Annotated in this window: 29 protein-coding genes; 15 read left to right on the top strand and 14 right to left on the bottom strand. The window is 71.5% G+C overall.

Annotation, left to right across the window (positions count from 1 at the left end; translation table 11 throughout):
- The first annotated feature begins 71 nt into the window (after positions 1-71).
- The gene (locus tag HD593_RS03740) at positions 72-1,619 is read left to right on the top strand and encodes a hypothetical protein (RefSeq protein ID WP_221524597.1); all 1,548 of its coding nucleotides are present in this window, start codon (positions 72-74) and stop codon (positions 1,617-1,619) included.
- Here the strand turns inward: HD593_RS03740 and HD593_RS03735 are convergent.
- Both HD593_RS03735 and rsmI read right to left on the bottom strand, forming a co-directional pair.
- A complete protein-coding gene (locus tag HD593_RS03735) occupies positions 1,555-3,141 on the bottom strand; it encodes a dolichyl-phosphate-mannose--protein mannosyltransferase (protein ID WP_312903334.1) in 1,587 nt (528 codons plus the stop codon). The two genes, HD593_RS03740 and HD593_RS03735, sit on opposite strands and share 65 nt — an antisense overlap.
- Positions 3,142-3,151: 10 nt before the next feature.
- A complete protein-coding gene (gene rsmI / locus HD593_RS03730; RefSeq protein ID WP_312903333.1) occupies positions 3,152-4,000 on the bottom strand; it encodes a 16S rRNA (cytidine(1402)-2'-O)-methyltransferase in 849 nt (282 codons plus the stop codon).
- A gap of 78 nt (positions 4,001-4,078) precedes the next feature.
- Here rsmI and HD593_RS03725 point away from each other — a divergent pair, with 78 nt between their 5' ends.
- Together HD593_RS03725 and HD593_RS03720 are read left to right on the top strand one after the other, a co-directional pair.
- Positions 4,079-5,725 carry a dolichyl-phosphate-mannose--protein mannosyltransferase gene (locus HD593_RS03725; RefSeq protein WP_185100729.1) on the top strand — a complete coding sequence of 549 codons (1,647 nt, stop codon included), beginning with the start codon at positions 4,079-4,081 and terminating at the stop codon, positions 5,723-5,725.
- Positions 5,726-5,838: 113 nt separating this feature from the next.
- The gene (locus HD593_RS03720) at positions 5,839-7,053 is read left to right on the top strand and encodes a hypothetical protein (protein ID WP_185100728.1); all 1,215 of its coding nucleotides are present in this window, start codon (positions 5,839-5,841) and stop codon (positions 7,051-7,053) included.
- Positions 7,054-7,117: 64 nt separating this feature from the next.
- On the opposite strand, the gene HD593_RS03715 is transcribed toward HD593_RS03720, so the two are convergent.
- The gene (locus tag HD593_RS03715) at positions 7,118-7,516 is read right to left on the bottom strand and encodes a MerR family transcriptional regulator (RefSeq protein WP_312903332.1); all 399 of its coding nucleotides are present in this window, start codon (positions 7,514-7,516) and stop codon (positions 7,118-7,120) included.
- Between the two features lie 52 nt (positions 7,517-7,568).
- Between HD593_RS03715 and HD593_RS03710 the strand changes: the two genes are divergently transcribed.
- Both HD593_RS03710 and HD593_RS03705 read left to right on the top strand, forming a co-directional pair.
- Complete coding sequence (locus tag HD593_RS03710; RefSeq protein ID WP_185100726.1) at positions 7,569-8,363, top strand: MBL fold metallo-hydrolase; 795 nt, start codon at positions 7,569-7,571, stop codon at positions 8,361-8,363.
- Positions 8,364-8,404: 41 nt separating this feature from the next.
- Entirely contained in the window at positions 8,405-9,340 is a 936-nt protein-coding gene (locus tag HD593_RS03705; protein WP_185100725.1) for a DUF5996 family protein, read from the top strand.
- A gap of 196 nt (positions 9,341-9,536) precedes the next feature.
- On the opposite strand, the gene HD593_RS03700 is transcribed toward HD593_RS03705, so the two are convergent.
- A complete protein-coding gene (locus HD593_RS03700) occupies positions 9,537-9,992 on the bottom strand; it encodes a MerR family transcriptional regulator (RefSeq protein ID WP_185100724.1) in 456 nt (151 codons plus the stop codon).
- A 70-nt stretch (positions 9,993-10,062) separates the two neighbouring features.
- On the opposite strand from HD593_RS03700, the gene HD593_RS03695 reads away from it, so the two are divergent.
- Complete coding sequence (locus HD593_RS03695; RefSeq protein ID WP_185100723.1) at positions 10,063-10,662, top strand: AAA family ATPase; 600 nt, start codon at positions 10,063-10,065, stop codon at positions 10,660-10,662.
- Here the strand turns inward: HD593_RS03695 and HD593_RS03690 are convergent.
- Together HD593_RS03690 and HD593_RS03685 are read right to left on the bottom strand one after the other, a co-directional pair.
- Positions 10,621-11,883 carry an RNA polymerase sigma factor gene (locus HD593_RS03690; RefSeq protein WP_425568377.1) on the bottom strand — a complete coding sequence of 421 codons (1,263 nt, stop codon included), beginning with the start codon at positions 11,881-11,883 and terminating at the stop codon, positions 10,621-10,623. The genes HD593_RS03695 and HD593_RS03690 overlap by 42 nt on opposite strands.
- A 5-nt stretch (positions 11,884-11,888) precedes the next feature.
- Positions 11,889-12,305, bottom strand: a complete 417-nt coding sequence (locus HD593_RS03685; protein WP_185100722.1) for a YciI family protein — start codon at positions 12,303-12,305, stop codon at positions 11,889-11,891.
- An 81-nt stretch (positions 12,306-12,386) separates the two neighbouring features.
- Between HD593_RS03685 and HD593_RS03680 the strand changes: the two genes are divergently transcribed.
- Entirely contained in the window at positions 12,387-13,163 is a 777-nt protein-coding gene (locus HD593_RS03680) for an alpha/beta fold hydrolase (protein ID WP_185100721.1), read from the top strand.
- A 26-nt stretch (positions 13,164-13,189) separates the two neighbouring features.
- On the opposite strand, the gene HD593_RS03675 is transcribed toward HD593_RS03680, so the two are convergent.
- Entirely contained in the window at positions 13,190-13,840 is a 651-nt protein-coding gene (locus HD593_RS03675; protein WP_185100720.1) for a haloacid dehalogenase type II, read from the bottom strand.
- 287 nt (positions 13,841-14,127) lie between these two features.
- Between HD593_RS03675 and HD593_RS03670 the strand changes: the two genes are divergently transcribed.
- The 4 genes from HD593_RS03670 to HD593_RS03655 are packed head-to-tail and all read left to right on the top strand — an operon-like array spanning position 14,128 to position 17,617.
- Positions 14,128-15,309, top strand: coding sequence for a Cmx/CmrA family chloramphenicol efflux MFS transporter (locus tag HD593_RS03670; RefSeq protein ID WP_185100719.1), 1,182 nt, complete (start codon positions 14,128-14,130; stop codon positions 15,307-15,309).
- A 5-nt stretch (positions 15,310-15,314) separates the two neighbouring features.
- A complete protein-coding gene (locus HD593_RS03665) occupies positions 15,315-16,106 on the top strand; it encodes a maleylpyruvate isomerase family mycothiol-dependent enzyme (RefSeq protein ID WP_185100718.1) in 792 nt (263 codons plus the stop codon).
- A 15-nt stretch (positions 16,107-16,121) separates the two neighbouring features.
- Positions 16,122-16,949 carry a helix-turn-helix domain-containing protein gene (locus HD593_RS03660; RefSeq protein ID WP_185100717.1) on the top strand — a complete coding sequence of 276 codons (828 nt, stop codon included), beginning with the start codon at positions 16,122-16,124 and terminating at the stop codon, positions 16,947-16,949.
- Positions 16,950-16,987: 38 nt separating this feature from the next.
- Complete coding sequence (locus HD593_RS03655; RefSeq protein ID WP_185100716.1) at positions 16,988-17,617, top strand: LysE family transporter; 630 nt, start codon at positions 16,988-16,990, stop codon at positions 17,615-17,617.
- A 5-nt stretch (positions 17,618-17,622) separates the two neighbouring features.
- On the opposite strand, the gene HD593_RS03650 is transcribed toward HD593_RS03655, so the two are convergent.
- Positions 17,623-18,075 carry a DUF2000 domain-containing protein gene (locus tag HD593_RS03650; protein ID WP_185100715.1) on the bottom strand — a complete coding sequence of 151 codons (453 nt, stop codon included), beginning with the start codon at positions 18,073-18,075 and terminating at the stop codon, positions 17,623-17,625.
- A gap of 114 nt (positions 18,076-18,189) precedes the next feature.
- On the opposite strand from HD593_RS03650, the gene HD593_RS03645 reads away from it, so the two are divergent.
- Positions 18,190-18,684 carry an Lrp/AsnC family transcriptional regulator gene (locus HD593_RS03645; protein WP_312903331.1) on the top strand — a complete coding sequence of 165 codons (495 nt, stop codon included), beginning with the start codon at positions 18,190-18,192 and terminating at the stop codon, positions 18,682-18,684.
- A gap of 266 nt (positions 18,685-18,950) precedes the next feature.
- Here HD593_RS03645 and pip read toward each other — a convergent pair whose 3' ends face one another.
- The 3 genes from pip to HD593_RS03630 all read right to left on the bottom strand — a co-directional run bounded on the left by pip (position 18,951) and on the right by HD593_RS03630 (position 20,936).
- Positions 18,951-19,919, bottom strand: a complete 969-nt coding sequence (gene pip / locus HD593_RS03640) for a prolyl aminopeptidase (RefSeq protein ID WP_185100713.1) — start codon at positions 19,917-19,919, stop codon at positions 18,951-18,953.
- Positions 19,920-19,967: 48 nt separating this feature from the next.
- On the bottom strand, positions 19,968-20,525 hold the full coding sequence (locus HD593_RS03635) for a DUF6624 domain-containing protein (RefSeq protein ID WP_221524596.1): 558 nt from the start codon (positions 20,523-20,525) through the stop codon (positions 19,968-19,970).
- Positions 20,526-20,612: 87 nt separating this feature from the next.
- Entirely contained in the window at positions 20,613-20,936 is a 324-nt protein-coding gene (locus HD593_RS03630; RefSeq protein ID WP_185100712.1) for a hypothetical protein, read from the bottom strand.
- A 117-nt stretch (positions 20,937-21,053) separates the two neighbouring features.
- On the opposite strand from HD593_RS03630, the gene HD593_RS03625 reads away from it, so the two are divergent.
- Positions 21,054-22,127: a hypothetical protein gene (locus HD593_RS03625; protein WP_185100711.1), complete on the top strand. Its 1,074-nt coding sequence runs from the start codon at positions 21,054-21,056 to the stop codon at positions 22,125-22,127.
- A 44-nt stretch (positions 22,128-22,171) separates the two neighbouring features.
- Here the strand turns inward: HD593_RS03625 and HD593_RS03620 are convergent, their stop codons facing one another.
- The gene (locus HD593_RS03620; RefSeq protein ID WP_185100710.1) at positions 22,172-22,603 is read right to left on the bottom strand and encodes a RidA family protein; all 432 of its coding nucleotides are present in this window, start codon (positions 22,601-22,603) and stop codon (positions 22,172-22,174) included.
- A gap of 72 nt (positions 22,604-22,675) precedes the next feature.
- On the opposite strand from HD593_RS03620, the gene HD593_RS03615 reads away from it, so the two are divergent.
- On the top strand, positions 22,676-23,599 hold the full coding sequence (locus HD593_RS03615; protein WP_185100709.1) for a LysR family transcriptional regulator: 924 nt from the start codon (positions 22,676-22,678) through the stop codon (positions 23,597-23,599).
- A 101-nt stretch (positions 23,600-23,700) separates the two neighbouring features.
- Here the strand turns inward: HD593_RS03615 and HD593_RS03610 are convergent, their stop codons facing one another.
- Positions 23,701-23,973: an antibiotic biosynthesis monooxygenase gene (locus HD593_RS03610; RefSeq protein ID WP_185100708.1), complete on the bottom strand. Its 273-nt coding sequence runs from the start codon at positions 23,971-23,973 to the stop codon at positions 23,701-23,703.
- Positions 23,974-24,052: 79 nt separating this feature from the next.
- On the opposite strand from HD593_RS03610, the gene HD593_RS03605 reads away from it, so the two are divergent.
- Complete coding sequence (locus HD593_RS03605; RefSeq protein WP_185100707.1) at positions 24,053-24,682, top strand: TetR/AcrR family transcriptional regulator; 630 nt, start codon at positions 24,053-24,055, stop codon at positions 24,680-24,682.
- On the opposite strand, the gene HD593_RS03600 is transcribed toward HD593_RS03605, so the two are convergent.
- On the bottom strand, positions 24,679-25,905 hold the full coding sequence (locus HD593_RS03600; protein ID WP_341850701.1) for a cytochrome P450 family protein: 1,227 nt from the start codon (positions 25,903-25,905) through the stop codon (positions 24,679-24,681). The genes HD593_RS03605 and HD593_RS03600 overlap by 4 nt on opposite strands.
- Positions 25,906-26,048: the final 143 nt, after the last annotated feature.

The raw sequence follows: 26,048 nt of genomic DNA, 5'->3' as shown, positions 1-26,048 counted from the left end.
AGTGAACCATCATGCCCTGAACGTGTCCGTGCTCGGGCACAGACCCGAAAACGACTGGCATTCTTTACAGCATGGTGAGCGTTGCGGAGATTACCCCTGTGGACCCCTCCGCCCCTGGCAGGACGGCCCGTCTGCTGGCCATGGTGCGCAGGCATCGGGTGTTCGCCGCGGCCTTCGGCGTGGGCGCCGTGCTGCGGCTCGTCACCATGCTCGGCTACGGCCCGGCCATGTGGTTCAACGACTCCTACGAGTACGTCTCGGTGGCGCTGCACCCGCGGCCGCACCCGATCAGGCCCGACGGCTACAGCTTCTGGCTGATGCTGCTCCAGCCGTTCCACAGCTTCACCCTGCTGACGTTCACGCAGCACCTCATGGGCCTGGCCACGGCCTGCCTGATCTACGCGTTGCTACGGATCAAGTTCAGGCTGCCGAAGTGGGGGGCCACGCTGGCCGCGGCGCCGGTCCTGTTCGACGCCTACCAGATCCAGCTCGAGCAGATGGTGATGTCCGACACCCTGTTCATGCTGCTGGTGGTGGGCGTGATCACGATGGTGCTGTGGAAGCGGCGGCTGACGTGGAAGGCGGGCGCGGTCGTCGGGCTGCTGCTGGCGCTGACCTGGCTGACCCGCTCGATCGGGCTGCCGATCCTGGCTCTGGTCGTGCTCTACCTGCTGGTCAAGCGCACCGGCTGGCGGCCGATCGCCGCCGTGATCACCGCCTGCGCGATCCCGGTGATGGTCTACATGGGGTGGTTCGCCTCGGCGTACGGGAAGTTCGCGATGACCAACAGCGACGGCCTGATCCTCTACATGCGCACCGCGATCTTCGCCGACTGCAACAAGATGGACATCGACAAGTACAAAGAGGTCCAGCTCCTGCTGCTGTGCATCAACGACCCGGTCAGCCAGCGCAAGGACTACGCGCAGTGGTACCTGTGGGGTCAGGGCAACGGCGACGGCACCGGCACCGGCGAGGTGCTGCACCGGTGGGGCATCAACAAGAAGTGGAGCGAGATCACCAACGACGCGGCCAGCAAGTTCGCCACCCGGGCGATCCTGTCGCAGCCGGGTGACTACCTGAAGGTCGTGGCGCGCGATTTCTTCCGCTCCTTCCACTGGGCACGTCCACGCTTCCCCGACGAGTCGACTTACAACATGTACCAGTTCAAGCCGTACGTGGAGCGCGACGAGACCGGCCAGCCCAAGCGGCTGCCGAAGTGGTCGTCGTACGCGGGCGGCCGCACCGACACCGACGCCTTCAGCTACGAGCAGGGCCCGCCGGAGACCCGGATCGTGCAGCCGTGGGCCACGATCATGAGCAACTACCAGAAGGTCTTCTACCTGCGCGGCATCATGGTCGGCGGCATCCTGCTGATCGGCCTGTACGGCGTGGTCGTGCGCTGGCGGAAGTTCGGCGGCCCCGTGGTGCTGCCGTGGCTGGGCGCGGTCGGGCTGCTGCTGGCACCGGCGGCCACGGCGGAGTTCGACTACCGGTACGTGCTCCCGGCCGTCCCCCTGGCCTGCATCGCGGCGGCGATCACGCTGCGCCGCGGGGTCACTTGGGTGCGGCGGTCACCCAAGAGCTCATCAGCATCCGAGCCCACCACTGTGCGTGCGTGATCGTCTCGGCGGTCAGCACCGGGTGGAGCCACCAGAAGTTGATCAGCACGACGAGCGCGAACGCGCCCACGACCGCGGCCCCCGCCGCCCTCCGGGGCGCGGGGGCGTCCTGCTTGCCGAGGGCGAGCCCCGCCATGAGCACCAGCGCCAGCACCATGAACGGCACCACGGGGATCATGTAGAACAGGTACATCGTGCGGTTGTCGGCGATGGCGTAGTAGAACCACGGCAGCCAGCCGGCCGCGAAGCCCAGCAGCGCCGCCCCGGCCCGCCAGTCGCGCGAGGAGACGTACCAGGCGATGAGGCCGAGCAGGGCGAGCGCGGCGGCGTACCAGAGCGCGGGGGTGCCGACGCCGAGCACGGCCTGGGAGCACTGGCCGCCGCCGCAGGCGGAGGCCGGCAGGTCGGTGGGGTAGTGGAAGGAGACCGGCCGCAGCAGCAGCGGCCAGGACCACGGCTCCGACATGTACGGGTGGTAGTCCTCCAGGCCGCTGTGGAAGCCCAGCACCTGCGTCTGGTACTGCACCCACGACCGTAACGAGTCGAAGACGAAGAACACCGGCCCCGAGGAGGTGGCCCGGTCCCAGTTGCGGCCCCAGCCGTCGGCGGAGGCGAACCAGCCGGCCCACGACGCCGTGAACACCAGCGCGGGCACCAGCACCATCGCTCCGGCCCCGCCGGGCAGGTCGTACGACAGCGCCCCCCGGTACGGCTCGCGCAGCCCCAGCGCCCGACGGGCCCCCAGGTCCCACATGATCGACAGCACGGCGAAGGCGACGAGGAAGAAGATCCCCGACCACTTGACCGCGCACGCCGCACCCAGGCAGGCCCCCGCCGCCAGCCGCCACGGCCGCAGCCCCAGCCGCGGGCCCGTCTCGGTGACGGGCGCGCTCTCGTACCAGGCGACCAGCTTGCGCCGCGCCCAGTCGCGGTCGGCCACCAGGCACGCGAACCCGCACAGCACCCAGAACATCAGGAAGATGTCCAGCAGCGCCGTCCGCGACAGCACCAGGTGCAGCCCGTCGAGCGCCAGCAGCAGCCCGGCCAGGCAGCCCAGCAGCGTCGAGCGGGTCATCCTGCGCGCCACCCTGGCCAGGACGAGGACGGACAGCGTGCCGGCCAGCGCGGCGGCGAAGCGCCAGCCGAACGGGTTCATCCCGAACAGCCACTCCCCGGCGCCGATCATCCACTTGCCGAGCGGCGGGTGGGCCACGAAGGAGGCGCACTCGGACGGCTGCGCGCACTGCTTGAAGATGTCCAGGTTCCCGGCGATGAGGCGCCGGTCGGCGATGGGGTTCTTGGCGTCGCCGAGCGTGGCCATCTCGACGCCGTGGACGATCAGCGAGTACGCGTCCTTGACGTAGAACGTCTCGTCGAAGACGACGGCCTTGGGCTCGCCCAGCCGGACGAACCGCAGGATGCCGCCGAAGATCGCCACCGCGAGCGGCGCCAGCCAGCCCAGGAGGGCCCCGCCCTGCATCGGCGGGATCAGCCGCTGTGCCGGCACCCCCCAGTTCCTCACGATGCGCACCCTATGGCGTGGCGGTTCTCCTGTGAACCAGGTCGTACAGCTCTCGCCTGGGAACGCCCGCGCCCCTGGCCACCTCGGCCACGGCCAGGCTGCGCCGCTCCCCCGCGGCCACCCTGCGGTCGACCTCCGCCGCCAGGGCGTCGAGGTCGGGCTCGGCCTCGCCCGGCGCGAACCCCGCCACCACGATCGTGATCTCGCCCTTGACGCCCTTCGCCGCCCACTCGGCCAGCTCGCCGAGCCCGCCCCTGCGGACCTCCTCGTAGGTCTTGGTCAGCTCCCTGCACACCGCGGCCCGCCGGTCGGGCCCGAACGCCTCGGCCATGGCCCGCAGGGACTCCTCCAGCCGGTGCGGCGACTCGAAGAAGACCATCGTGCGCTCCTCGGCCGCCAGCGCGCCCAGGCGGCGGGCCCGCTCGCCGGTCTTGCGCGGAGGGAAGCCCTCGAAGCAGAACCTGTCGCTGGCCAGCCCCGACACGGCCAGCGCGGTGGTGACGGCGCTCGGTCCCGGCAGCGCGGTGACCGTGACACCCGCCTCGACCGCGAGCTGCGTCAGCCGGTAGCCGGGGTCGGACACGCCGGGCATGCCCGCGTCCGTGATCACCACGACCGTGCGGCCCTGTTTCAGCGTCTCGACGAGCTCCTGGGCCCGGCCCGCCTCGTTCTGGTCGTAGTAGGACACCACCCTGCCCGTGAGCTCGACGCCGAGGTCGGCCGCGAGCCTGCGCAGCCGCCTGGTGTCCTCCGCCGCCACCACGTCGGCGCCCGCCAGCAGCTCACGCAGCCGCGGCGAGACGTCTCCGACCTGGCCGATGGGGGCTCCTGCCAGCACCAACCTGCCGTTCCCAGTCACCAGGCCATTGTTGCAGGGCATCCCAATTAGACCGTGTTTCCTTGGTAACCACCGCTCTGGGGCCCGTACGATGTCCGAATGGCGGTGACCGATTCCCCGTACCAGGCCTACGAGAGCTCGGAGGTCGGCGAGAGCCATCCCACAGCGCATCCGAAGACCCGGTCCGTACGCGAGCGGGTCGTGCCCCCCATGCGCGGCAGCGTGTTGTGGGGATGGGTGGGGCCACTGCTCGTCACCCTGTTCGGCGGAATCCTCCGCTTCATACAGCTCGGTCATCCCAAGGCCGTGGTGTTCGACGAGACGTACTACATGAAGGACGCCTTCTCGCTCATCACCCACGGGGTCGAGAAGGTCACCGTCAAGGACGCCGACAAGGCGATCATCGCGGGGAACACCGACATCTGGCAGGCGTGCACGCCGGACGACCTCGGCAAGTGTGCCTCCTACGTGGTGCACCCGCCGATGGGCAAGTGGATGATCGGCGTCGGCGAGTGGCTGTTCGGGCTCAACCCGTTCGGCTGGCGCTTCGCCGCCGCCGTGGTCGGCACGCTGTCCATCCTCATCCTGGCCAGGGTGGCCCGCCGGATGACCCGCTCGACGCTGCTGGGCTGCTTCGCCGGCCTGCTGCTGGCGCTCGACGGCCTGCACTACGTGCTCTCCCGCACGGCACTGCTGGACATCTTCCTGATGTTCTGGGTGCTGGCGGCGTTCGCCTGCCTGGTGGTCGACCGTGACCGCGCGCGCGAGAAGCTGGTCACGTGGTACGAGGGCTCGCCCCTGTCGCCGCAGGGCCCGTCGCTGGGCATCAGGTGGTGGCGGATCGGGGCCGGGGTGTGCCTGGCCTTCGCGATGTCGGTCAAGTGGTCGGGCCTGGCGTTCGCGGTGGCGTTCGCGATCATGTCGCTGATGTGGGACTTCGGCGCGCGCCGCGCCGTGGGGCTGCGCCGGCCGTACCTGGGGGCGATCAACAAGGACGTGCCGCAGGGGGTCGTGGCGTTCGGCGTGGTGCCGTTCGTGGCGTACATGGCCACCTGGACGGGCTGGTTCGTCAACGCGTCCGGTTACGGGCGCAACTGGGACCAGGCCACCTCGCCGGGCAACCCGCTCTTCTTCGTCTTCGACTCGATGCGGTCGTGGGTGCAGTACCAGTGGCAGGTCTTCACCTTCCACAGCGGGCTGGAGACCTCGCACCCGTACATGTCGGAGCCGTGGTCCTGGCCGCTGCTGCTGCGCCCCGTGGCCTTCTTCTACGAGGGCAAGCAGAACACGTGCGGCGTCAAGGACTGCTCGCAGGCCGTGCTCGGCGTGGGCACGCCGGTGATCTGGTTCGGCGCGGTGGCCGCGCTGGTGGCGCTGGTGGCGTGGTACTTCTCCTCGCGCGACTGGCGGGCCGGGGCCGTGCTGCTGGCCTACGCGATGGGCTGGCTGCCGTGGTTCTACTTCGCCATCGCCGACAACCGCACGATGTTCCTGTTCTACGCCATCCCGATGGTGCCGTTCATGGTGCTGGCCATCACGTTGTGCGCCGGGCTGCTGATCGGGCCGTCCGCGCCGGCCGTCAAGGGGGCGACGCCGATGCGGCGTACGCTCGGTGCCGCCGTCGTCGGCGCGTTCGCGCTGCTCGCGCTCATCAACTTCTGGTGGCTGCACCCCATTCTCTCCGCCGAGCTGATCCCGTACGTGGACTGGAAGGCCCGCATGTTGTTCGAGAAACGGTGGATATGATCACGTTACAGTCGGCTCAATAGGGGTTTCTTAGGGTAGTCGCTGTGCAAGACCCAATACGCACCGGATTCGGTCATCGTCAGGCCCGGGGTCGATACGGCAAACTTCGAGGCATGAGTGCACCGGATGTCACCGCCCTTCTCGCCGAGTTGGAGCGATCTCACCCGGATCTGGCCGAGGAGGCCAGGACCGCCGTCGAATGGTTGACGGGTGGGGAGCCGCTGGAGACGGTGACCCAGCTCGACGTCTGCGAGTTCCTCTGGTACACGTTGCCGCTCAAGGTCGCGCCGCCCACTGCCGGGGCGGCCAAGGGCAGCGGCGACATGGAGCGCCTGGCACGTTCCCTGGGGCGGTTGCTCCAGCTCGGCGGCATGGACCGGTACGCCGCCATGTGCGTGTCCCCGACGACCGTACAGATCCTGCGCACCTACGCCCGCGAGGGCGAGGACGCCGGCACCACCGCCTACCAGCAGGCGCTGGAGGCCACGGGTGTGCTCCCGCCCGACGTGCCCGAGCTGCAGTGGAGCATGATCATGGGGCCGGAGGAGCTGGGCGCGCACATCGCCTGCTCCGCCGCCCTGGAGCTGGCGATCGTGGCCGGCGAGAGCGTCGACCGCACGGCCCTGACCCGGCGCTGGCTCACCGAGCCCCGCGCCGACCTGGGAGGCGACAGCTGGCTCAACCGCGTGCACGGCGAGCGGCTGAACCGCTGGGTGCTGGGGCGCGGCCCGGCCAGGCGGGAGCTGGCGCAGCCGTTCGAGGTGCGGCTGCACGCGCCCGTCACCCCGCAGCCGCTGCCCGCGCTGCACCGGCTGCTGTCCGTGGCCGCCTCCGGGGAGTCGCTGCCGCTGCGGCTGGCGCCCTCGCCCGAGGCGGCGCGGCTGCGTGACCTGGCCGAGCGGGAGCTGGGCGCGATCCGCCGCGAGGGCGCCAAGCTGGCCATCACCGAGTACGGCCTGCGGCTGCTGCAGTCGAAGTCGGCCATGTGGTCGGCGGTCACCCGGCTGCTGCTGGCCAGGGGCGAGCACGAGTTCGAGGTGTCGGCCAGGGAGGCGGCGCTGATGCTGCTGGCCGACGGCACGCTCATGTCGCCCGCGAAGCTGCGCGAGCGGGTGGCCGAGGTGGTGGGCGGCGAGGGCTGGCATCCGGCGACGAGCCTGGAGGACGTCACCGGGCCGGTGACCGATCTGGTGGCCCAGCTCACGGCCCTGGGCCTGGCGTTCAGCGACGACCTGGCCGTACGGATGGACCGGCCGGGGCAGTTCGCCGCCCTGGCGGCCCTGCGCGCCCACGCCCTGCGGCCGAGGAAGTACGTGAGCTCGGCCTGAACCGCGAACGGCGGGCGGGTGCCCGCTCAGCTCGGCCTGAGAAACGCCGGCGGGTCGCCCTGGGTCAGCCCTGGGGCACCCGCCGTACGGCCTGCTTGAACTCGGGGCATTCCACCAGCGGGTCGTGCGTGCAGACCACCGCGTGGCGCAGGCTGTCGCGCAGCCGGGTGAGCTGGTCGACCCGCTGCGACACCTCGCGCTCCTTGGCGGCCATCCGGGCCCGCAGCCGCTCGTCGGACGGCCCGGCCCGCAGGAACTCGCCGATCTCGGAGAGCGTGAACCCGGCGTCGCGGGCGCAGGAGATCAGCGCCAGCCGCTCCAGCGTCTCCGGCCGGTACGCGCGGCGCAGCCCGTTGCGCCCCTCGGCCTGGATGAGCCCCTTGCGCTCGTAGAACCGCAGCGCGGACGCGGCCAGGCCACTCTGCCTGGCCACGTCACCGATGTCGATCAACGTGTCGTCCACGTCCTGGCTCGCTCCTTGACTTGAACCGCACTTCAAGTCGCAGTCTATCCGCATGCGAATTCACCATCTCAACCTCGCCTCGATGCGCGAGCTCGACTCCCCCGACGGCCGGCCCTCCCAGCCCGCCGTCTGCCACGCGCTGCTCGTCGAGACCCCGGCCTCCGGGCTGGTCCTCGTGGAGTCGGGCCTCGGCCTGGACGACGTGGCCGACCCCGCCGTACATCTCGAACGCGAGTGGACGGAGCTGGTCGAGCCGGTGCTGTCCCCCGCCGAGACGGCCGTGCGACAGGTGGCGGCGCTCGGGCACGACCCCGCCGACGTGCGCCACATCGTGCTGACCCACCTGGACGTGGACCACAGCGGCGGCCTGCCCGACTTCCCGCACGCCGAGGTGCACGTCATGGAGGCCGAGCTGAAGGCCGCGCTGGCCCAGGGCCCGAACCGCCGCTACCGCCCCTCGCACTGGGCGCACGCGCCGCGCTGGGTGACGTATCCGGGCACGGGCACCCGCTGGCTGGGCGTGGACGGGGTGCGGCCGCTGACCGGCCTGCCGGAGGAGGACTTCCTGTACGTGCCGCTCGACGGCCACTCGGACGGCCACGCGGGGGTGGCGGTCAGGGACGGCGACCGGTGGCTGCTGCACGCCGGGGACGCGTACTTCTACCACGGCGAGCTGGCCCGCGAGCCGAGACCCCACCCGCTGATGGACCTCGTGCAGCTCCAGGCCCAGGTGGACGAGGGGCGGCGGCTGTCGAGCCAGGAGCGGTTGCGCTCGCTCGCGAACGACCACGGGGTGGCGGTCTTCTCCGCGCACGACCCCTGGGAGCTGACCGAATACTCCCAGTAGTTACGATTGTCGGGAAATGCTCTACGTCGGAGGGGGCCGTCATGGAGCTGTTCCCGGCCATGCCGCTCGCGGAGTGGACAGAGGCAAAGGAGACCTTTCACAGGTTCGCCCAGATCGTGGGGAAGATCCGGCTGGCGTCGAGCAACCGGCGCAACCACTGGTGGCAGGTGCCGTTCCACCCGACGGGGCGGGGGCTCACCACCCGGCCGATGGGCGGGCTGGGCGAGCAGCCGCTGTTCTGCGTCGACTTCGACCTCGTACGCCACCGGCTGGTCGTGGACGTCTTCGACGGGCGCAGCGCCGAGTTCAGCCTGATCGGCAGGTCGGTGGCCTCGTTCCACGACCGGCTCTTCGAGACGCTGGCCGGGCTGGGGATCCGGCCGGAGATCTGGGCCGTGCCGTTCGACCTGAGCGACGACACGCCGTTCGCCGACGACACCCTGCACGCGCGTTACGACCCGGTGCTCATCAACCGGTACTGGCGGATCCTGTCGCAGGTGGTGCAGCTCCTGGACCGGTTCGCCGCCGACTTCGCCGGGAAGACGAGCCCCGTGCACCACTTCTGGCACACCTTCGACATCGCGGTCACCCGCTTCACCGGGCGGGTGGTGAAGGTCTCGCCCGACGCCGACCCGGTGACGCGGGAGGCCTACAGCTGGGAGGTGATCAGCTCGGGGTTCTGGTTCGGGGACAAGGAGCGGCCCTATCCGGCGTTCTACTCCTACACCGCGCCGGAGCCCGAGGGGCTGGAACGGGAGCCGCTGTGGCCCGCCCAGGCCGAGTGGATCACCGCCAGGGGCAGCCATCTGGCCGTGCTGCGCTACGACGACGTACGGGCCATGGAGGACCCGGTGGGGGCCGTGCTGGAGTTCCTGGACAGCGCCTACCAGGCGGGGGCGCGGCTGACCGGGCTCGACTCCGAGGCGCTGGCCTCTCCCGGCGGCATCACGGACCCGTACCTGCGGACACACACGTGAGCGCCCGCCCTCCGGGGAGGACGGGCGCTCTACGAGTGCGTACCGGTGTGCGTGTCGCCTCTCGGCGAAAGGCACAACACGGCTCCAGCCGAACGGTATTCCGTGAAGGCAATAGGTGAGGCCCGGGGACACTGGGCACACCGGCCACGAGATATGTAACCACACCTCGGCGGGATCCATTCCCCCGCCACGGCGATTATTTTCCGGCGGGCCGTCCGGTCCACCGCGGATCGTGCTCCGCCGCCAGTTGCTCGAACGTGCAGCCGTCGATGAGCCGGTCCAGCATCGCGACCGCGACCTCGCACTCCGCGGCCGGATGTTCCTCCTGGCAGCGCAGCCCGTGGCGGAGCACCTCCTGGGCCACCCTGGCCCGGATGATCACCGCCTCCAGCTCGCCGATCCGCTCCCGCACCGCCGCCCGCCACTGCTCGCCGGGCGCGTCCAGCATCGCCCCGGCGGTGTCCAGGGGCACGCCGAGCCGCTGCATCGTGCGCAGGAAGACCAGCCGCCGCAGCTCCTGCCTGCCGTAGACGCGCCGCCCCTGGTGGCGCCGTGCGGGGGCGACCAGGGCACGCTCCTCGTAGTACCGCAGGGCGGAGGCGTTCACGCCGAGCAGGCGGGCGGCCTCGCCGATCGGGATCGTGTCGTCCATGGTCCCATTCGACGCCACGTCCGCTCGAAACGTGAGAAGTCCCGCCATCTTCCGCCCTAAGCTGAGCGGCATGCTCGTGTGGATCAACGGCACGTTCGGGGTGGGCAAGACGCAGACCGCGTACGAGCTGCACCGGAGGCTGCCGGGAAGCGTGGTGTGCGACCCCGAGCACGTCGGCCTGGGCCTGCACAGGATGACCCCGCCCGCGCTGCGCTCGGACTTCCAGCTGCACCCCGCCTGGCGGCAGGGCGTGTTCGAGGTGCTGGACCTGGTGCTGGGCAAGCAGCAGGGCGTGGTCATCGCGCCGATGACGCTGACGGAGCCCGCCTACTACGACGAGATCCTGGGCCGGCTGCGCGAGGCCGGCCACGAGGTGCGCCACTTCGCGCTGCTCGCCGATCGGGAGACGGTGCTGGCGCGGCTGCGGGAACGTTCGCTGAGCCGCAGCCTCAAGCGGGAGGCGTTCGCGGTCGCCAAGCTCGACGGGTGCCTGGAACGGCTGCGCACGCCGGAGTTCGCCGAGCACGTCGAGACGGACCGGCTGACGGTGCCGCAGGTCGCCGACCGGATCGCGGCCTCCGCCGGGCTGAGCCTGGCGGCCAACGCCGACGGCCCGCTACGCCACCGGCTACGCCGGATCGGGGTCACCATCCGGCACATCAGGCTCTAGCCTGGCGGCCCTGGCGTGCAGGTAGCGCTGCTGGGGCAGGCTCATGGCCCGCTCCGCCGCCTCCTTGTACGCCGTGCGGGCGCCCTCGTCGTCGCCGGACATCTCCAGCAGGTGAGCGCGGACCGCGTACAGCCGGTGGTCGCCCGACAGCCGCTCGTCGCCGGCGAGGCCGTCGAGCAGGTCGAGCCCGGCCCCTGGGCCTCGTGCCATGGCCACGGCGACGGCGTGGTTGAGCGCGATCATGGGGTTGTCCGTGCCGCGCATCAGCAGCTCGTACAGGGCCGTGATCTGTGGCCAGTCGGTCTCCTCCGCGGTCGGCGCCTCGTCGTGCAGGGCGGCGATGGCCGCCTGGAGCTGGTACGGGCCCGGAGCGCCCCGGGAGAGCGCGTTCGTGACCAGCTCGACGCCCTCGGCGATGAACGCGGCGTTCCACAGCGTGCGGTCCTGCTCGGCCATCGGGACCAGCGCGCCGTCCCTGCCGGTACGTGCCGGGCGGCGGGCGTCGGTGAGCAGCATGAGGGCCAGCAGCCCCGCCGCCTCGGGGTCGTCGGGCAGCAGCCGGTGCACCACGCGGGCCAGCCTGATCGCCTCGGCCGCCAGCTCGGCCCGGTGCAGGTCGGGGCCGGATGTGCTGGCGTACCCCTCGTTGAAGATCAGGTAGAGCACGTGCAGCACCGCGCCCGTCCGCTGGGCGCGCTCGGCGGCCCCCGGCAGGCGGAACGGCACGCCGCTGTCCTTGACCCGCTGCTTGGCCCGGGTGATGCGGCGCGTCATCGTGGCCTCGGACACCATGAAGGCACGGGCGATCTCCGCCGTGGTCAGGCCGCCGACCGCGCGCAGCGTGAGCGCGAGCTGCGAGGGCGGCGACAACGACGGGTGGCAGCACATGAACAGCAGCACCAGCGTGTCGTCCGACGCGGGCGCCGGGCGGTCGGCGGGCGGGGACAGCCAGTCGTCCGGCAGCGCGCGGGCGGCGACGGTGTCCTCGCGGCGGCGGCGTGCCTGCTCGGCGCGGAGCAGGTCGGTCAGGCGGCGCGCGGCCACCGTGACCAGCCAGGCGCGGGGATCGTCCGGCACGCCGTCGCGCGGCCACTGCGTCGCCGCCGCGAGCAGCGCCTCCTGAACCGCGTCCTCGGCGAGGTCGAAGTGCCCGTAACGGCGCACGACCGCGCCGAGGACCTGCGGCGCCAGCTCACGCAGCAGGTCCTCGGATGCGCTCACGTCGATCAGAACCCCATGTCCGCCGCCGACTCCATGATGGGCCTGATGTCGGCGTAGGCGCTGGCGTAGGTGCCCTCGGGAGCCGGGCACTGGCCCAGGCGGCCGGCGATCTCCAGGGCCCTGTCGAAGCTCTCGCACTCCACGATCCAGTAGCCGGCCAGCACCTCCTGGGTCTCGGCGTACGGCCCGTCGGTCACGTACGGGACCCCGTCGCGCAGCCCGACCCTGCGGGTGTGCACGGGCGCCGCCAGGCCGCGGGTCTCGACCAGCTCGCCCGACTCCTCCAGCTCCTTGTTGACGGTCGTCATGAACGTCGTCATCGCCGCCAGCTCCTCCCCGGACCAGGCGCCGCGCCCGGCGTCCTTGCCGGACATCTCGTCGTAGTCCTGCTGGGAGGCGTACGAAAGGATCATGTACTTCATCGGGATCGTCCTCTCTCTCGTGGGCTCTCACCAGGGACGTCGGAGCCGGAGCAGCGCACCGGACATGGCACCATCGAGTTCGTGTCCTACGCAACCACAGCCGAAGGCGTGAAGCTGTCCTACCAGGTCCGCGGCCACGGGGAGCCTCTCGTGCTGCTGCAGGGGCAGGCCAACGACCACCGCTGGTGGGACTCCGTACGCGACGACTTCGGCTCCTACCTGACCATCACCCTCGACTACCGCGGCACCGGCGGCAGCGACAAGCCGGACGAGCCGTACAGCACGCGCGGGTTCGCCGCCGATGTGCTGGCCGTGCTCGACGAGGCGGGCGTGGAGCGGGCGCACGTGTACGGCACGTCGATGGGCGGGCGGGTGGCCCAGTGGCTGGCGGCGGACCATCCCGCGCGGGTCGGGGCGCTGGTGCTCGGCTGCAGCTCGCCGGGCGGCGCCCACGGGGTGGAGCGGAGCAACGAGGTACGCGGGTCGCTGGCCCAGCCCGACCGGGCAGCCGCCGAGCGGGCGCTGCTGGAGCTCATGTACACGCCCGCCTGGCTGGCCGCCCACCCGGGCCCGTACCGCACGATCGGCGACCCGCACATGCCCGCCCACGCGCGCCGCCGCCACCTGGCCGCCAGCGCCGGCCACGACGCCTGGGACGCGCTGCCCGGCATCGCGGCGCCCACGCTGGTCGTGCACGGCACCGACGACGTCTTCAACCCGGCGGCCAACGCCCCGCTGCTGGCCGGACGCGTCCCGGGGGCGGAGCTGCGGATGATCGAGGGGGCGCGGCACGCGTACTTCGAGGAGTTCAGGCAGGTGGCGAGCCCCCTGGTGCTGGACTTCCTGCGGCGGCACTGACTCCTTCACTGCCAGAGCGCCGCCAGTCACCGCCAGAGCGCCGCCAGCGCGCGCAGGTCCGGGGCCGTGAGGTGTGGGGCGGACATCGTGTCCGGGTACGGCACGCCGCGCCGGTCCAGGTACGCCCCCGACAAGCCCGCCCGCTGGGCGCCGTGGACGTCCCACGGGTGCACGGCCACCAGGGCCGCCTGGGCCGGCACCACGCCCGCCAGGCCCACGGCGTACTCGTAGGCCGCCCTGGCGGGTTTCCACGCGCGCGGGCCGCTCACGTCGAGCGTGGCCTCCACCAGGTCCAGCAGGCCCTCGCGGCGCAGGATGCCCGCGGTCGTCGCGGCGGAGCCGTTCGTCATGGTGAACAGCCTGATGCCCGCCTCGCGCAGGCTCCGCATGCCGTCCGGCACGTCGGGGTGCACCCGCAGCCCGGCGAGCCCGCTCAGCACGTGGTCCACCGCCTTGTCCTGCAGCCGCATGCCCTTGAGCACGTCCGCGCCGATCCGGGCGAACTCGGCGAACCCACCGGATACCGTGAGCGCGAACCCGTCGCGCAGCACGCTCGCGAACCACGTCGGCAACTGCTCCCCTGACAGCCCCACGTCCTCGAACCTGGCCCGCAACGGCTCCATGTCGATCAGCGTCTCGTTCACATCGAAGATCACAACGTGCGGTCTGGCGTTCATGGGTTTTCTCCTAGCGCTCCACCGTCGCGTCCATGCTAAATTGACGCTCATGTCCAGCCCTGAGGCGTCAAGACGCTAGCCACCGGTCGTCCGGTGGCTGTTCCGCGCTGCCTCCCCGCCGCTTGAGGCGGGTGTTCTCCATGGGCGCTCTCGCCATCCGGATCACCGTGTCACGGGCCATTCCAGCCTGAGCCGCTTGACGCGCTTCTCGCGTGGTCGCGCCGGGCTGTTCCATCGCGAGCGGGACCGGTCTGCCGGCCTGCCCGCCGTCCTGTGAGAGCTCTCTGATGCCTTTCGCTGTCTACCTGCTCGGGCTGGCGGTCTTCGCCCAGGGCACGTCCGAGTTCATGTTGTCCGGGCTCGTGCCCGCCATCGCCCGCGACCTGGGCGTGTCCATTCCCGCCGCGGGGCTGCTGACCTCGGCGTTCGCCGCCGGGATGGTGGTGGGGGCGCCGCTGATGGCCGCCCTGAGCCTGCGGCTGTCCAGGCGGGCCGCGCTGCTCGCCTTCCTTCTCGTCTTCCTCGCCGCGCACGTCGTCGGCGCGGTCACCACCAGCTACGAGGTGCTGGTCGTGACCCGCGTCCTGGCGGCGCTGGCCAACGCCGGGTTCCTGGCCGTGGCCATGGCGACCGCCGTCGCCCTGGCGCCCGCGGACGCCAAGGGGCGCGCCACCTCCGTCCTGCTGGGCGGGGTGACCATCGCCTGCGTCGCCGGGGTGCCCGGCGGGGCGCTGCTCGGCGAGCTGTGGGGGTGGCGGTCGGCGTTCTGGGCGGTGGCGCTGGCGCTGGTGCCGGCCATCCTCGCGGTCCTGAAGTCCGTGCCCGGCGGAGCCCCTGACGGGGGTGCGGGGAGCGTGCGGGGCGAGGTGCGGGCGTTGCGGCGGCCCCGGCTCGTGCTGCTCCTGGTGCTCGGCGCCCTGGTGAACGGGGCCACCTTCTGCACCTTCACCTACCTCGCGCCGGTGCTCACCGGCGTCAGCGGGATCGGCTCCTCCTGGATGCCGGCGATGCTCGCACTGTTCGGGCTCGGCTCGTTCGCCGGGGTGACGATCGGCGGCCGGATCGCCGACCGGCGGCCCGTGCCGCTGATGGTGGCCGGCGGGGTGGCGCTGGCGGCCGGCTGGGCCGCGTTCGCGCTGGCGGCCGGGGCTGCCGGGCCGGCGATCGGGCTGGTCCTCGTCCAGGGCACGCTGTCGTTCGCGGTCGGGTCCACGCTGATCTCGCAGGTCCTGTACGCCGCCACCGGCGCCCCCACCCTGGGCGGCGCCTTCGCCACGGCGGCGTTCAACGTGGGCGCCACCCTCGGCCCCGGGCTGGGCGGCCTGGCCATCGAGGCCGGGCTCGGGTTCCGGTCGCCGCTGTGGGTGAGCGCCGGGCTGGTGGGGCTCGCGCTGGCCGTCGCCGGGATCGCCGGGTTGCGCGGACGGCGTAAACCGATGGAGGTCGATCTCCGGCGTGCGGCACAGTGAGGTCCATGGATGCTGCCGCACATTTCCACCGGGAAGTACGCGCCTTCCACGCCGCCGCCCGCGAGGCCGCTGAGGCGGGCGACGCGCCCTTCGTGCCGTCCTGTCCCGAGTGGACCATGTCCGATCTGGTGTTCCACCTGGCCGCGGTGCACCGGTTCGTGACCGCCATCATCAGGGACCGGCTCGACGAGCCCCCGGACCCCGCCGAGCTGGGCAGGACGGAGTTCCCGCCCGACACGGCGGGCTGGCCGGTCCACGGCAGGAACCCGACTCCCGGGCCCATCCCGGCGACCCTGCTGGACGCCTTCGAGGAGGGCGCCGGCCGGCTCGAAGCGCTGTTCAGGGAACGTTCGCCGGACGATCCCGCGTGGACCTGGTCGCGGGAGCAGACGGTCGGGTTCTGGCTGCGGATGCAGACCATCGAGGCCGCCGTGCACCGCTGGGACGCCGAGAACGCCGTCGGCGCGGCCGGCCCCATCCACGAGGAGATCGCGGTGGACGCCATCACGCAGACGTTCGAGGTGATGGCGCCGGCCCGGCGGGCCTGGGCGTCGGCGCCGCCGGGAGCGGGCGAGCGCTTCCGCTTCCTGCGGACCGACGGGCCGGGCGAGTGGGTGGTGCGGTTCGACGGGGAGCACGTACGCGTGGGCGACGGGGCCGATTTCGAGGTCGAGCTGGCGGGCACGGCCTCGGATCTCATGTTGTTCCTGTGGCAGCGGATCCCGTCCGGCGCGCTGGCCGTGCGGGGGGACAAGGGCGTGCTCGATCGCTACTTCGAGCTGGTTCCCCCCATATGACCTAATCTGGCGGGCATGCAGGTCAGGGACGTGAACGGCACCCAGCTCGCCGTCGTCACGCCGGCGTCCGGGGGGTTCGCCCGGCACAGCCATGACGAGTACGTCATCAGTGTCAACGTCAGCGGGCGGGAGCGGGTGCGGCTGGATCGGGCCTCGTTCGAGGTGGATCTGGACGAGGTGACCGCGTACAACCCCGGCCAGGTGCAGTCCTGCACGACGCGGACGGGTGAGGGGGTGGCGTTCACCTGTGTGAGCTGGTACGTGCCGCCGGGTGTGGTCGGAGGGCTGGTCGGCGGGGCGGCTCCGGACTTCTCGCGGCCCGTCGTCCGGGCTCCTCAGCTGCGGCGGGAACTGCTCCGGGCGGCCCGCCACCTGGCCGTGACGGGGGGCGATCCTTCTGGGAGCGACTGTCTCGGTGGGGGTGAGGTGCTCGCTCTGGTCGAGGAGCGGCTGACGCTCGTGCTGCTGCGGCTGCTCGACCTCGCCGCTCCCGGCCTGGCCCGCCGGTCCCCGGGGCCGGAGCCGGGGGATGCCAGGATCGCCGCCGTGCTGGAGCGGCTGCGGGACGACCTGTCCAGCGCGCCGCGGCTGGCCGACCTCGCCGGTGAGGCCGGGATGTCCCGGGAGCATCTGGTCCGCTCCTTCACCCGGGCCACGGGCTGCCCGCCGTACGCGTGGCATCTGCAGGCCAGGCTGGCCGAGGGGCGCCGGCGGCTGCGTGGCGGGCTGGCGGTCGCGGAGGTGGCGCACGGGCTGGGGTTCGCCGACCAGGCCCACTTCCACCGGCACTTCACCGCCGCGTACGCCATCACGCCCGGGCGCTACCGGGCCATCAACATCTGACAAGACGCCGTACGACGCCCGCCGACAGAGTGAACGCCATGTCCGAGATCTTCACGCTGGCCCTCTGGATCGGGCTGGTGTTCAACGCGGCGCCCGGTGCGGTGTTCAGCGAGTCGTTGCGCAGGGGGGTGCGGGGCGGGTTCGGGCCGGCGTTCGCGGTGCAGGCCGGGTCGCTGGCGGGGGACGCCGTGTGGGCGGTGCTCGGGCTGGCGGGCGTGGGGGCTCTGTTCGCGGTCCCCGTGCTGCGGGTGCCGCTCACGGTCGCCGGGTGCGTGCTGCTCGCCTGGCTCGGGCTGACCGGCCTGCGCGACGCCGCCTTCCCCCGGCCCGGCCCCGAGGCGGCGGGGGCGGTCGCGGGTGGGCGGTCCAGCCGGGGTGCGGTCGCGGTCGGCGCCGCCATGTCGCTGGGCAATCCCTGGAACGTCGTGTACTGGTCGGGGGCGGCCGGGGCGGTCGGGGCCGTGCTGGGTGAGGACGCGGGGGCCGGGAGCCTGGCTGTGTTCTTCGCCGGGTTCATGACGTCCTCCCTGGCCTGGTGCTTCGTCTCGGCGGGGCTCATCGCCGTGCTGCGCAGGGCGTTGCCTCCGGTGGCCGTACGGGTGCTGGAGGCGGCGTGCGGGGCGGCGCTGATCGTCTTCGCCGTCCTCCTGGCTGCCAGGCTGCTGTAGAGGGCTCACCGGAGCAGCGGCAGCCGCCCCGTGAGCCGTTCGACGATCGCCCGGGGGCCGAAGAGGCTGACCGCGTAGTACGGCGGCTCCTCCGTGCGTGCCAGCTCGGCCAGATAGTCGTCGTAGACGTTGGTCCGCTGCGCGATGGCCGCCATGTCGGTCACCACCAGCCCGGGCTCGGCGGCGGCGTCCTTCCTGATCCGGCTCACGATCGCGGCCGGCGCCCCCAGCACCGTGCAGCCCGTCCACGGCAGCCCGGCGTGCGGGAGCCCGGAGCCGTCCACGCCGCCCGACCCGACGATCGCCGGCACGGCGACCCCGACGGAGGCGGCCAGGCAGGCCGCGGCGTTGGCCTGCAGTCCTCTGGGCAGGTCGCGGTCGATCACGATCACCCACTTGACCGCGAGCTCCTTGGTGGGCAGATCGGTACGGCGTTCGAGCTCGTCCAGCACGGTCATCGACGGATCCCTCCTCCGAAGTTGTGCCAGAAGGTTCACACCTAGGCCGCCGTTCCACCAACCAGGAAGCGGTATTTCCGAAGAAAATTCGGAAAGACGTGCCACGATGTGCACGTGGACGAACTTGATACGGCGATTCTCGCCGAGTTGCAGCGCGACGGCCGCCAGACCAACCGCGAGCTGGCCGAGCACCTCGGCATCGCGCCCTCGACCTGCCTGGAGCGGGTGCGGTCGCTGCGCTCGTCCGGCGTCATCGAGGGCTTCCACGCCGAGGTCAACCTCGACGCGATCGGCCGGCCGGTGCAGGCGCTGATCAACGTGCGCCTGCACCCCAAGATCCGCGAGGCCGTGGAGGGGTTCCGCGACTACGTGGCCGCGTTGCCGGAGACGCTGGCCGTGTTCGTCGTCTCGGGCGGTGACGACTTCATCATCCAGGTCGGGGTGCGGGACGCCGGGCATCTGCGCGACTTCGTGCTCGACCACGTCTCGCGGCACCGCAACATCGCGGACGTACGCACCTCGCTGGTCTACGACCACATCCGCAAGACGTCGGTGGAGGTGCTGCCACCGGAGCGGCCTTCCCGCCCGCGCACCGCCCGCAAACGCTGAACCCCTGCCGACACGTCCAGACAAAGAAGATGAACACGCGCTGGCCGCAACGCTAAATAGGTGGTGGCCGAATGGGCCGCCCGGCTACGGTTACGGCAGGTCAGCGAGCGGACAAGGGGTGGCGATGCTGCTGGCGGCGCCTCGCCGCGCCCTGTCCGCCTGCCAGCCTGCGAACCCGCGGCTCACCCGTACGGAGTCGTCCGACGGCGAGGCGATGGTCACCAGGGGCACCGTCCAAACCCCAGAGATGATCGCGAGCCGCGGGTTCACCCCTCCTTGGCCGGAGAGAACCTCTCGATGGCCTCCTGGAGCACCTTCCTGAACGTCTCGCTGCCCGTGTGCCCGGAGTCCCCCACCACGTGCAGCTCGGCGTCCGGCCAGGCCCTGGTCAGCTCCCATGCCGTCTGGAGCGGGCCGCCCATGTCCAGGCGCCCGTGGACCAGCGCGCCGGGGATGCCGGCCAGCCGTCCCGCGTTCCGCAGCAGCTCGCCCTCCTCCAGCCAGGCGCCGTTGGAGAAGTAGTGCGCGCAGATGCGGACCAGGGCCATGACGGCGTCGCCCGGACGGTCGCTGTAGGCGTTGGGCTTGCCGTTGGCCTCCTGGGAGATGACCGCGTCCTCCCAGGTCACCCAGTCCTGGGCGGCCTTCTCGCGGACCCGCTGGTCGGGGTCGGACAGCAGCCGCGAGTAGGCGGCCAGCACCTGGAAGACGTCCCCGTCGCGATCGGCCTCGGGCACCCCCCGCACGAACCGCTCCTGCTCCTCGGGGAAGAACCTGCCGACGCCGCGGTAGAGCCACTCGATCTCCGAGCGGCGTGTCATCGTGACGGCGGGGATGACGATCTCCGACACGCGTTCGGGATGGGTCTCGGCGTAGGCCAGGATCAGCGTCGAGCCCCACGACCCGCCGTACAGCAGCCACTGGTCGATGCCGAGGTGCTCGCGCAGCAGCTCCATGTCGGCGATCAGGTGCCGGGTGGTGTTGTTCGTCAGGTCGGTGGCCGGGTCACTGGCGTGCGGGCGGCTGCGGCCGCAGTTGCGCTGGTCGAACAGGACGATGCGGAAACGTTCCGGGTCGAACACGCGGCGCGAGCCGGTGGAGCAGCCCGAGCCCGGCCCGCCGTGCACGACCACGGCCGGCTTGCCGTCGGGATTGCCGCAGACCTCCCAGTAGACGAGGTTGCCGTCGCCGACGTCGAGCATGCCGTGCTCGTACGGTTCGATCGGGGGATACAACGAGGGCTCCTCTCAGCGATGTAACAGCGCTTCAATATATCCTGAGAGTCACTGTGCCGATTTGAGCTCCTCGAGATACTCGTTCAGGGGCTTCAACCCGACGCCGGCCCGCCGCTCGTCCACCTTCGCCTCGTCCTCGATGGGGGTGCGCGGCCGCCACTTGCCCTGCGGATCGGTCTCCCACTGAGTGCCGTACACCTGCGGCTTTTTCTCCGCCACGCGCACCCTGTCCACGAGGAAGGCCAGGTCGGACGGGTCGGCGTCGCCCTCGTCGGCGGCCCGCCGCATCAGCTCCAGGCCGCGCTTCTGCAGCTCCAGGTCGCGGTCGGCGTGCTGGATGAGCGCCCAGGCGGCCTGCGCGCCGTCCTTGCCGACCAGTTCGTAGCCGGGCCAGCCGTGCTGGTCGAGGATCTGGCGCATGCGGTCGGTGTTCGCCTTCTCCACGCGGTCCCAGTCCTCCTGGGACGCGTCCAGGGTTCTGACCTCCTGGTCCAGTTTGAGCATGGCGAGCAGTTCGGTGCGGAGGGCCGGGTTCACGGGCGCGGGATCGCCGCAGGCCGTGACGAAGGCGAGTGCGGTTAACAGGAAGGCGAGGAACTGGCGCATGCTTCGGCTCCTTCCGGCCGATGCCCCCGCGGCGACCGGGCGGCCGCCGCGGGGGGGTTCTTCAGGCCACCTTGGACGTGCGGCCCTTCAGCGGCCAGACGCTCTTGATGAAGGCGACGCCCAGACACGTCGCAGGGTGCGGTTCTTGGCACAGTACAAAGCCTGGGAGTCGTCCTTGTCCGTCTCCATGCCGCACCACTTCTTGGGGAACTTGGTGACGTGTTTCACGTTCACCTTGCCATAGGTCAGGCCGGCGTCGGTGAAGTGGTTCTCCCACGTCGTCTCCAGGCAGGTGACGACCGCGTCGAAGTAGGTGCTGGCCTGCTTGACGTTGCCGTTCCCGGCCTTGCGCTCCGCGCAGGTCGTGGTGGGGAGCGCGCACGCCAGGACGGCGGTCCTCAACGATTTCACGAAGCGTGACAACGGAGTCCCGGCGTAAAGAGGGCTAGATCCAACTATGAAGTAATTGAACCACCACTAAGGGTACTGATCGCAGCGATAACCGGATCATCACCCTCAGGGAGCATCATGTACCGGCATGCCGTTGCCGTCGTCACCGCCACCTCCGCCGCCCTGCTCGCGACCGCCGCACCGGCGATCGCGGACGACCCCAAGCCCGAGCCCGCCGCCCAGTGCAGCAACCACGACCTGTTCAGCATCAACGTGTCGCCGCCCCCGCCGCTCGCCGGGACCGTCACGGCCGATGACATCAGGGGGCTGATGGACACGATCGTCGCCGGGTCCCGGCTACAGGGGTTCTTCTCGGCCGGCGCGGGGGCGCCTGCCGTTCCGGCGGTGCCGTACGTGCCGTACGTCATGCCTTGGGGTGCGGCGCGGTACGCGGCGCCGTACGAGCCGCAGCACGCCCTCCCGGGGCAGCCGCTGAACGGCGCCACGTACCAGCCGGGGGCCGGTGACGGCGCGGATACAGGCCAGCCGGGGGCCGGTGGGGCGATTCCGAGCCAGCCCGGGTATGGCGGCCCCAGTCCGAGCCTGTCGGCGAGCGCCAACCCGAGCCCGTCCGCCGCCCCCAGCTCCTCAGCCTCGGCCTCCGCGTCCGCCGCCCCGAGTACTTCCGCGTCCGCCGCCCCGAGCGGCTCGGTGTCCACGGTTCCCGGTGGCTCGGCGTCCACCGCGCCCAGCCTCGCCCCTGCCCCGCTGAACGCGGGCGAGGCGTCGGTCTCTCCTGTTCAGGCCATCTTCGAGGACCTCATCGGCCGGGCGCTGGAGTGCGCCCGCGCCACGGCGGCCCCGGGCACGGAGGTGCCGCCCATGCCGGACATCGACACCTCGGAGATCGCCCGGTATCTCGAAACGCTCGCCACCAGCCTTCCGGCCTCCTGCGTGACGGCCGCCTCCCCCTCCACCGGCGCGTCCACCGGTTCGTCCACCGCTTCGTCCGCCGGCTCTCCCGCCGCCGGTGCGGCCAGTCCGGCGCAGAGCCCGGCCACGCTCCTGGACGCCATCGGCGTGAGCCAGATCCTGAGCACGCTGGCCAGCTACCCGGCACTCTGCGCGGGCACGGTTTCGACGGGCGGCACCTCCACCTCGCTCCTGGACTCGATCGGCGTGACGAGCCTGTTCAAGTCGCTGACCGGCTGACACGAGCCGCGGGGGAACCGGGCTGCCCGACAAGTAACGCGAGATCAGCGAACGGGCCGAGCAGCCCGTTCCAGGACACCGCGCCCGCTCCCGAGCCGCCGCCGGGCGTACACCTCGATCTCGATCTTCATCCGTGGATCCGCCAGGCCGCACATGAGCATCGTGGCGGCCGGCCGTACCTTGCCGAAGCATTCGCGCAGTACGGGCCAGCACGGCTCGAAGTCGGCGCGGTCGGGCAGGAGGTAGCGCACGCGTACGACGTCGGCGAAGCCGCACCCGGCCTCCTCCAGCGCCTGGCCGATGTTGCGCAGGCACTGCCGGGCCTGCTCCACCACGTCGTCGGAGATGGTCATGGTCGAGTAGTCGAACCCGGTCGTCCCCGAGACGTGCACCCAGTCACCGTCGACCACGGCCCTGGCGTATCCGATCTGCTCCTCGAACGTGGAACCGCTGAGGATCGCGCGTCGCTCCGTCATGCGCGGAACGGTACGTGGCCAGCACCGATACGTCTAATACAGCCTGAACGATGGGCTGATATCTCTAGAGGTATGGATCGCCCGGAACTGCCGCTGGCCCAGCTGCATGCCTTCGTCGTGCTCGCCGAGGAGCTGCACTTCGGCCATGCCGCCGATCGCCTGGGCATCGCGCAGCCGCCGCTGAGCCAGCAGATCCGGCGGCTGGAGGGCAAGGTGGGGCACGCGCTGTTCAGCCGTACGCCGGGCCGGGTCGCGCTCACCCCGGCCGGTCGCGAGCTGCTGCCGGCGGCCCGCCGGGCGCTGGACGAGCTGGCGGGCGGGCTGGCGGCGGCGCGGGCCGTGGGCAGCGGGCGGGAGGGGCGGATCCGGGTCGGGTTCGCCGCCTCGCTGGCCTTGACGATCCTGCCGAAGTTGCTGAGCGCGTACCGGGAACGGTTCCCGCGCGTGCGCATCGAGATCCACGAGATGACGACCGCGCCGCAGCTCGACGCCCTGCGGGAGCGGCGCATCGACGTCGGGCTGCTGCGGGAGCCGCCGGACGACGAGCCCGGGCTGGCGTTCGCGACCGTGCTGCGAGAGCCTTTCGTGGCCGTGCTGCCGACCGGCATCGAACTCGCCACCGGCCACCCGCTCGCCACCGGGCACCCGCTCGCCGCCGGGCGGGTGGTCGAGATCGCGCGGCTGGCCGGCTCGCCGTTCGTGTTGCTGCCGCGCGAGCACGGTCCCGGCCTCTACGACCGGATCGTGGGGATGTGCGAGGACGCCGGGTTCACTCCCGAGGTGGCGCAGCACGCGGTGGAGTGGCAGACCGTGTGCGCGCTGGTGGAGGCGGGGCTGGGGGTGTCGCTGGCGCCTGCGAGCATCCGCCGGATCCGGCTCAAGGGGGTGGCGTTCCGCCGGGTGACGCCGGGCGGCGTACGCACGAGCGTGGCCGCGGCCTGGCGCGCGAGCGACACCGACCCGCTCGTCACGGGCCTGCTGGAAACGCTCGTCTGATCGGGACGAGGTCTCGGAAGGGGCGGCTGAACGGGACGAAATCCCGGAGGGCCGACGGCAGCGCCGATCATGCCCGGAAGGAGCCGGCGAACAAGCAGGCTCTAGCGGGGGATCAGCACGGTGGCCTGGTTGCTGCCGGGCACCACGCCCGCCTTCCGGTGTGCCTCCTTGAGCGCGTCGGAGGCGAAGTGCCGCCGCATCCCCTGGGCGTCCTCGCATTCGAACAGGACGACCGCCTCCTCCGGCTGCTCGGCGTCCACGGTGACCAGGACGGTGCGCATCCCGGCCGCCTCCCGCACCTCCGCCAGCTCGTCGAACGCCGCGCGCCACGTGTCGTAGTCGGTGAACCGCTGCCTGATGAGCAGGTACTCCATGGCTGGAACTCCTCTAACTCAACACTGTTGAGTTCACTGTAGCAGGCAAATCTCAACAGCGGTGAGTTAATCTGGGCCCATGCCACAACAGAAGCGGGCCGGAGGGCGGCGACCAGGCGCGACACGTACGCGCGAGGAGATACTCGAAGCCGCGCAGCGCAGCTTCGCCGACTCCGGCTACGACGGCACCACGATCCGCGGGGTGGCCAGGGCGGCGGGCGTCGATCCCGCTCTGGTGGTGCAGTTCTTCGGCAGCAAGGACGGGCTCTTCGACGCCGCCCTGCGTGCCGACCCGCCCATGCGGGACCTCGTCACGCTGGCCGGCGAGGGCGAGGCCGCCGACCTCGGCGTACGCCTCGCCCGCCGCTATCTGGAGCTATGGGAGGACCCGCACACGGGCCCCCGGATGCTGGCCGTCATCCGGGCCGCCACGGCCGCGCCGAGCGCGTCGGCCATGGTCACGGCGTTCATGACGGACGCGGTGATGTTGCCCCTGGCGCGGGCCATCGAGGCCGACGAGCCCGAGCTGCGCGCCGCACTCGCCGGAGCCCACCTGTTCGGCATGGCGACGGCGCGGTACGTGCTTCACATCGGGCCGCTGGCCTCACTGTCCCGGCAGGACGCCGTGTCCGTGCTGGCGCCGGTCATCCAGCACCACCTCACCGGCCGGCTCCGGGGTCCGGTCGCCCAGCGCCACCCCACCGGCTAGCTTCCGGGGTTTCGAGGCCCGAGCACCACCGGCAGCGTCATCGGCCCCTCCGTGATGAGCGAGGGCGTGTACGCGATCTCGTCCGCCCCGACCGCCAGCCGCAACCCCGGATACCGCCCGAACAACGCCGACAGCGCGATCCGCATCTCCAGCCTGGCCAGCGGCGCCCCCAGGCAGAAGTGCGGCCCGCGCCCGAACCCGACGTGCGCGTCCGGCTCCCGGGAGGCGTCGAAGCGGGCGGCGTCCGCGCCGTACCTGGCCGGGTCCGTGTCCGCCCCGTCGAGTGCGACGACGATCGGCTCGCCCGCCGGGATCTTCGTCCCGGCCACCTGCACGTCCTCGAGCGGGTAGCGGAACATCACGTTGAGCACCGAGTTGCGGCTGCGCAGCGCCTCCTCCACCACCTTCGCCCAGGAGTCCTGGTCGTCGGCGGCGGGCACCTGGGCGGGATGGGCGCACAGGGCGATGACGGCGTTCGCGATCAGGTGCACGGTGGTCTCGTGACCGGCGACGAGCACCAGCCACAGGATCCACAACATCTCGTTGTCCGACAGCCGGTCCCCGTCGTCCTCCTGCGCCTGGATGAGGCCGGTGGTCAGGTCGTCGCCCGGCTCGGCGCGCCTGCGCTCGATGAACGCGGCCAGGTATCCCAGCATCGCCTGCGCGGCCTCGGCGGCCTGCTCCGGGCTGGCCGTGTGGAAGAGCAGCACGTTCGTCCACTCGCGGAGCTGGTAGCGCTCCTCTTCCGGCACGCCGAACAGCTCGCAGATCACGGCGATGGGCAGCGGCTCGCTGAAGTGCCGTACGAGGTCCACCACCTCGCCCTCGGCGGCCAGCCCGTCGAGCAGCCCGTCGGTCATCTCCTGGATGCGCGGCGCCATGGCGGCCACCCTGGCGGGGGTGAAGGCGCGGTTGATGAGACCGCGCAGCCGGCGGTGGTCGTCGCCGTCCTTGGTCAGCAGGTGGTCGCCCTCGACGAGCTGGCGCAGCGGCCAGTCGGGCGGGATGGTGCCGTCGTGCATGGCGGGGCAGTTGCGGGAGTTCTTGCTGAACAGGGTGCCGTCGTTGAGCAGCACCTCGCTGACGCTCTCGTACGAGGCCACCATCCAGGCGTGGACCTTGCCCGGCAACTCGATGGGAACGACAGGTCCGCCTTCGTCCCTGAACCGGCGGATCGTCTGCGACGTTCGCTCACCAGGGACTGGAATCTGCAGGGGTTCCATGCGCAGTCTCCCGTGTCGGAGGGACTTCAACTGTCCGCTCAACCACCGACCTGAGCCAGCCTGCTTCATGGTCATGTCACCACACAGTCGGCGACACCTGCCGCCGGAGTTACATTCTGCTACGGGACGACTTCATCCAGTCC

Source organism: Nonomuraea rubra (assembly GCF_014207985.1).
Classification (GTDB): Bacteria; Actinomycetota; Actinomycetes; order Streptosporangiales; family Streptosporangiaceae; genus Nonomuraea; species Nonomuraea rubra.
The sequence above is the reverse complement of the archived record's forward strand: the minus strand, read 5'-3'. Positions and strand labels throughout refer to the sequence as shown.